Here is a 6916-nt window from a genome sequence, read left to right as displayed (position 1 = left end):
TTTCATGGTTAACAACAGTTCAAATATCTAAAAGAATCAACCTCTAAATAAAGCGTAAAAGTATCCAAGGTATCTGCTTGAATATAATTAATATTAGTTATTATGTAGTTAAAACTATCTGATTTTAAACTCTGGATTTTAATATTCTCTGCGGTCAAAGTTGTTGTATCCATCGCTTCAGAGAAACAACACCAGATTTTATGTTGTTTGGTTGGCACAAAGGCAAACCAATCAGATGGATAGGTCTGCTTGACCCTGGGGGCAAAGTTGTCGATATGGACCAACACCGACTCGGAATCGGCATTGTCACTGATATCATAAGCCAGAACCTTTACATAAAAGAACCCATCAGGAAATTTTGCATCCTCAATCGAATCCGCATCTACTGAGTCAGGCTGCCCAAGCTTCTGTTTGGTGTTCCAGTAGCGGTCTTCTACTTGATTGTTTACAATCCGATTTGTTGCCCAGTAGTAGAAAGGACTGGCGGTTCGGTAATTATGCCGGTCATAAACTAATAATACTGGATCTCCATTATTCGGCGGTTGAACCTGAGGGAATATGATCGTTTGAATCGGTCCAACAGTATCACTGGTAATGGTATCCCTAACACTCCACTCAAGTTTATAAACCCCGGATGTATTGTTCACCCCGCCTGAGGTCTGGGTATCCTGACAACAGGCCCGGATGTCAACCTTGCCATCAAGAACACCAACCAACTGCTGGGCAGTATCACCTTCTGACCCCTGACGCCAGAAGTCGATTGAGACAGTGGGATTGCCGGTATCATCATAGCCCACCGGCCCACCATTATGGGAAAGGGGATTTTCATAGGGACCACCAGCAGGACCCACCTGAAAATGGAGATGGTCACCATTGGGATAGTCAAGCACCTTCCCGATGGTATCGGGCGGGGTGTTGATGGTGTCCAGGATACCGAGGACAGAATCACCGGTGGAAACAAGCGTATCTATATGAATGTAACAATAATCTCCTACCCTAACGTATGTATTGGGTCTAACACCACCACATATTGCCGAATCAGTAGAGGTTATCGAATACACTTTGGTTCCACTGTCAGCCGGGATATCTATCCCCCAGTGAAATCTTGGTGCTGCCACACTGCCACGGGCATCTCCTAGGGTAGCACTAACCGGGTGAGCACTACCAAATGGCCTTATCGGCCAGGGATAGGTTGAGAAAAGAATCAACAAAGTGATGGTTGCCATTTTATCCCTCCTTTACCTCAAGACCTAAGACTCTTTTGCCCTTAACATCAACGACGAAGATTCTACCGTTGTGGGGAGATAAAAATATTCTCGTATCCTTCCCATACTCAGTTTCCGCCACCAGTTTACCCGTCTTGCTGTCAAAAACCAATACCTTATAAGTAGCATTTACTACTATATTCTGACCAAGTTCGTATAGCTCTACAAATTCTGGTGCTTCTGGAACTCCCCTTTTACCCTCTACCGGTGGACTCCAGGGCTCCTTGTGCCTCCAGATTGTCCTGCCGGTGTTAAGATCAAAACACCAGAGATAACCCTTAGAGGATGAAGCATAAACTCTCTTACCATCCTGAGCAAACCGACAACAGGCATAACCGGAGGCGGTCAATGGAGCAAGCCATCTCAAATTACCATTCCAGTCTACATAGAAAAGCTGTAATCCACCTTTATAAATACACCCTATCACCCCCTTCTTTGGAAATACATCAGTTTCCCCTACCCAGCGAGAATGGATGCACGCTATCTCTTTTTTCCATAAGATCTTGCCCTCTTTTGAGATTAACACAAATACTGCTGGTTGTGCCTCCTCAGGACTGAAGCATAGTAATGCATAATTTCCATCTTTTGAGAAGTTGGCCAGTAATGATGCCAGTCTCCTTTTGTCTGGATTCTCAATGGTTGCAATTCGTGCTCCCCGCGGATCGTATACATAAAAATCTCCTCCGCGTGTAGGAGGACCATTCATCCAATCAACTCGTCCGGCAATTACATAACCTTCATCCGAGACCGCAAGTGCTGTTGGTTCTGCAGGACCTTCTATTTCCCAGATAATTCTGCCATTATTGTCGTATAAAGTGCCACCAGAGTAATCTGGCCTCCACTCTTGAGGCATTTTGCCCACGGTAATAAACTTCCTCATAGGGGAGAAACGAGTATATTCTTCACCGTAATCTTTAAGAACTATCTTGTTTACAACTCTACCATCTCTATCATAAATTGGTAATTCTTTCGCATTGTAAGAATTTCCACGCTCAGCTGGAAGCCGACTTATCCTCCTACCCCGAGAAATAAACACCACCTTTGGATAAGAAACCAACACCTTCCCCTTAGCTTTCTCCTCCTCACTAAACGCCTCCTCCTTCCAGCCCATCTGTTTGGCTTCTTCAATGGCAACGGTAGCAGTGTCGAAGATCACATCCAGGATCTCCTCATCAAAGGTCTTCTCATAGACGACCTTGAGCCTGACTTTGGGCTCGTTTTGAACCGCACCCGGCTCCTGTCCATAAAGCCCAACCGTCATCAGGGCAATGATTATTGCCAAGAATACTTGTTTCATCTCAAACCTCCATTTGGTTGGTTATATTAAAACGCTGATAAAAATCAACATTTAATTCCTTTATATCCTCTTCAAAAAAATCATCAATTTTTATACAAATGTTTAAATTTTTAAAATTTAAAAATTCATTTGAAATCTGGCATTTGTCATTTGGAATTTTCACTATATCCATCGGTTCAGAGAACTTGAACCATATTGTCTTCTGTTTATTCGACACAAAGGCAAACCAATCAGATGGATAGGTCTGCTTGACCCTGGGGGCAAAGTTGTCGATATGGACCAACACCGACTCGGAATCGGCATTGTTTCTGACGTCGTAAGCTTTAACTTTCACCCAATAAAAACCGTCTTTAAACTTGGCGACTTCAATCGAGTCAGCGTCAACTGAGTCAGGCTGCCCTTCCTGCTGTTTTGTGTTCCAGTAGTAATTTCTTAAATCAGAATTGGTATTGAATGGATCATTGCTCACCCAATAACGAAAATGAGATAATGATGAACCAGAGCCATAGGTTAGATTTAGTTGAGATGAACTGGCAGGATCGGGAATTGTGTCAAATTTTATCTTCTCCCAGTAGGTCTTCTTAACATTACCTGATGTATCTTTAACCATATACCCAATCCGATAGACCGAAGTAGTGCCAGGAACAGCAGGAACATGACCAGTGCTATCGGTCCGGGTGTCACGAGCAACTGCTAGCACATCAACTTTTCTGTCTAAAGAATCTTTGTGTAGCAGTGTATCCCCTGGACCCTGCCTATAAAATCTTATTGAATCAATGTAGGGATTAGTGGAATCAACATATGGGGTGAGAGCACCAGAGAATAAGTTATTTACAACAGGAGTTCTGTTGCTTGAATCCGGGGCTTCACGAAAATGGACATGGGGTGCTGTTGGGTAATTAACTAAGCCAACAAAATCACCCGTGGCAAGAGTCTCCTCATCATTTACCTCAAAATCCACATGCACATATCTAAATTTTCCTACCCATTTATTTATAGAATCCACAATCCCAGAATCTACCGCAAAAACCGAATCACTTTGTGGCCAAGGAATATCTACCCCTGCATGAAAATGCAGCGACGGGTCTGTTCGATACTCGCCAAGAGTTGCGGAAATCTGGTGTTGAGTATTAAAATCCTTTACTGGCCAAGGATAACTAAATAGAAGTACAGTTCCTATCAGCAAATGTGTTATCAGCTTCATTTCTCCTCCTGCGCTTTAAGAATATCTAAAATAATTATTCTAAGATTGGTTACAATACAAAGTCTATCTCCTGTTGTATTGGCTTTCAGAAAAATTGTTTCCTCATCTTTTCCTATTCGCAAATTATCAAGCTTTGAGCTTATTGTTCCTTTATGGCTTATGAAGTAAAGAGAGTCTGCTTTTAATAGGTAAAGCTCACCGTTGTCTGTTGCTACGGCACGCGAAGGAGAAATATTTATTCTAACAATTTCTTCCCCTAATTCAATATCATAAAGTATATGAGTTCCTTTTAATGGAATGTGAATGTATCTATTGCTTGACGAAGAAAATATGGCTCTTCCCCCGACAGGACACTCAACCGATTCTACCAATTTGCCATTCTCATTATACAACTTTATAAATTCAGACCTCGTTGAAAGAGCAAACATGTTTCTTTTAGAAAGAATAAGAAGAAAATAATTAGAATGTGTATAGCCACTAGAAGTAGCAGGAATAGCAAAGCTTCTACAATGATTTTTCAGTGTTGAATCATAGACCGCAACTAAATTTTCAACAGCTTTAGCACCTCGCCACCCTATCACTTTCAGACTGTTTCCTAAGAAATATTCAGGATCTGATGTCTTAGATAAGTCGATCGTCTTCTTTCCTTGCTTATTCCATATGCTAAAAATTGGAGTATCCATTATGGGATAGGCAGAAACTATCTCATCTCCATATGGCGATACCCAGTAGTGCCAACTGTCAAGAGGAAAGTGATTTAATATCATCCCTGAGCTGTCTATTATTTCCACATCTCCCATTGGGTTACTTTCTTTCTCGGTAAATTCCCTCGGCTCTAAAATTCCTACATATTTTCCATTCTTAGAAATAACTGCTCTCGAAAGCCCACTTTCAGCCCAAGATTTTATTACATTTCCAAATTTATCAAAAACTGTTCCCATTAGCGTTCGAGAGTATATTTCACCCCCTTCGTTGTCAAAAAAGTGTACTGCTTTACATCCCCATCTAGGATCGTTCCCAGTTATAATAACCTTCGGCATGAGATTCTCTTCATAAAGTGCCACGTCGACTATGCCTTCTTCAAATTTCTTTTCCCACACTAATTCTAAGTTTATTTCTATCTCTCCTTGAACTGTTCCCTGCTCCTGAGCATAAAGCCCACTGCTGATTGCCGTTAAGGCGATGATTGTTGATATTAACACATTCTTCATAGTTACCTCTCTTTTGCTATTATTTTATGCATATATCTTACTAAATCAAGAAAACGTTTTTCATCAAAAATAATCTTACCGAAGGATGGTTGTTTAATCAAAAATTGCGGGTTAAGGAATTTTCTTGAAAACATAGGCACTCTTGGATATATTAAATCCGAAAGGAGTGCCTATGACAATAACAATACCAGAAGGAGTATACACGATGAAAGCCAAAAGGTCAATAGTTAAGTTTAATGCCCGAGCCTACAAAAAGGCATCCCGGCAGCAAAAGAGTGCAATGCTCGACGACTTAGTGAAGGCGACCCATCTGCATCGTAAGTATCTTACGATGCTTTTGAATAATACTGGTAAGGTGCGTTATACCTCCAGGGGGATTAAATTGGTCGGCGACCCGACGATTACTTATCTTCATAAACGTGGTCGCAAGAAGAAGTACACCAGGGAACTTCTGCCTTACCTTAAAGCTCTCTGGGTACTAACTGGTTATCGTTCCTCGGTTCATCTTCGGGCTTTTATCACAGAGCACCAATCCTGGGTATTAGCGGGTATTCCGAGTCAGGAAATCAAAGGTTTTCCTAAGAAAATGCGGGAAATCCTGCGGCCGTTACAAAATATTCCGCCAGCGATTCAGGAGCTCTTACGCACTATCAGTTCTGCCACGATTGAACGGTTATTAAAGCCGGTAAAGGATCAATATCGACTAAAGCATAAGTATCGACCTCATCCTCATGCTTCAATGTTGAAGAAAAAGATTCCGGTGGAGAGTCATTTTGATAAGCCGCTTGGGAGATTGGGTTATACTGAGCTGGATACGGTACATCATTGTGGGTTGGTGTCGCGCGGGAGTTATTGTTTAACTTTAACTGAGGTCGAAACGACCACTCATTGGGTTGAATTACGGGCATTAAGGAATAAGGCGCATCAGTGGGTTTATCAAGCATTAAAAGACATTGATCAGACACTGCCTTTTAAGGTTAACACTCGGCATGTGGATGGTGGTAGTGAGTTTATTAATCGAGCGCTGTGGGCATATACCCAGGCTCGGGGCGTAAGGTATGTTCGTTCTCGGGCTTATCACAAGAATGATAATCCAGTAGTTGAAAGTCGGCAATGGACCCTGGTGCGTTCCCAGGTGGGTTATCGCCGTTATGATACGGATGCTGAGTATCAAGTTTTAGCCCGGTTAATGCCCTTGATCTCCTTAAAGAATAATTACTTTATGCCGACGATGAAGACTATTAAAAAAGTGCGTATTGGTGGTAAAGTGCGTAAGAAGTACGAAATTGATACCCCATATAAGCGCGTTTTAAAATCGGCGGCACTCAGTAAAGGGAAAAAACAAACCCTGATGAAACGGAAAAACTTCTCTGTCTTATCTGAAACTGTTACAAGAGATCATGAAACTGCAACGAAAGCTTGACCAAGTGTATCGAAAGAAGTATAATCATTTCCCCAAGGATGAAGAATGATCAAAAAAACTACTTTATCTTGCAGTAATCTAAATTTAATTTGGGTAAGATCTAATTTTGATTTAAGACGGAAATTTTCATGGTTAACAACAGTTCAAATATCTAAAAGAATCAACCTCTAAATAAAGCGTAAAAGTATCCAAGGTATCTGCTTGAATATAATTAATATTAGTTATTATGTAGTTAAAACTATCTGATTTTAAACTCTGGATTTTAATATTCTCTGCGGTCAAAGTTGTTGTATCCATCGGCTCAGAGAAACAACACCAGATTTTATGTTGTTTGGTTGGCACAAAGGCAAACCAATCAGATGGATAGGTCTGCTTGACCCTGGGGGCAAAGTTGTCGATATGGACCAACACCGACTCGGAATCGGCATTGTCACTGATATCATAAGCCAGAACCTTTACATAAAAGAACCCATCAGGAAATTTTGCATCCTCAATCGAATCCGCATCTACTGAGTC

The 6916-nt window shown here is 41.4% G+C and carries 5 protein-coding genes; 1 reads left to right on the top strand and 4 read right to left on the bottom strand.

The window, feature by feature from the left end; translation table 11 throughout:
• Positions 1 to 8: 8 nt before the first annotated feature.
• Genes ENI34_01475 through ENI34_01460 form a run of 4 tightly spaced genes read right to left on the bottom strand, consistent with a single transcriptional unit; the run spans position 9 to position 4977 of the window.
• Positions 9 to 1226: a M23 family metallopeptidase gene (locus ENI34_01475; GenBank protein ID HEC77798.1), complete on the bottom strand. Its 1218-nt coding sequence runs from the start codon at positions 1224 to 1226 to the stop codon at positions 9 to 11.
• A gap of 1 nt (position 1227) precedes the next feature.
• The gene (locus ENI34_01470; protein ID HEC77797.1) at positions 1228 to 2562 is read right to left on the bottom strand and encodes a hypothetical protein; all 1335 of its coding nucleotides are present in this window, start codon (positions 2560 to 2562) and stop codon (positions 1228 to 1230) included.
• A 1-nt stretch (position 2563) separates the two neighbouring features.
• Entirely contained in the window at positions 2564 to 3766 is a 1203-nt protein-coding gene (locus ENI34_01465) for a hypothetical protein (GenBank protein HEC77796.1), read from the bottom strand.
• The gene (locus tag ENI34_01460; GenBank protein ID HEC77795.1) at positions 3763 to 4977 is read right to left on the bottom strand and encodes a hypothetical protein; all 1215 of its coding nucleotides are present in this window, start codon (positions 4975 to 4977) and stop codon (positions 3763 to 3765) included. The genes ENI34_01465 and ENI34_01460 overlap by 4 nt, the downstream gene beginning before the upstream one ends.
• A gap of 172 nt (positions 4978 to 5149) precedes the next feature.
• Here ENI34_01460 and ENI34_01455 point away from each other — a divergent pair, with 172 nt between their 5' ends.
• The gene (locus tag ENI34_01455; protein HEC77794.1) at positions 5150 to 6400 is read left to right on the top strand and encodes a hypothetical protein; all 1251 of its coding nucleotides are present in this window, start codon (positions 5150 to 5152) and stop codon (positions 6398 to 6400) included.
• Positions 6401 to 6916: the final 516 nt, after the last annotated feature.

It is taken from the genome of candidate division WOR-3 bacterium (genome assembly GCA_011052815.1).
GTDB lineage: Bacteria > Hydrothermota > Tepidihabitantia > SM23-42 > SM23-42 > DRIG01.
The sequence above is the reverse complement of the archived record's forward strand: the minus strand, read 5'-3'. Positions and strand labels throughout refer to the sequence as shown.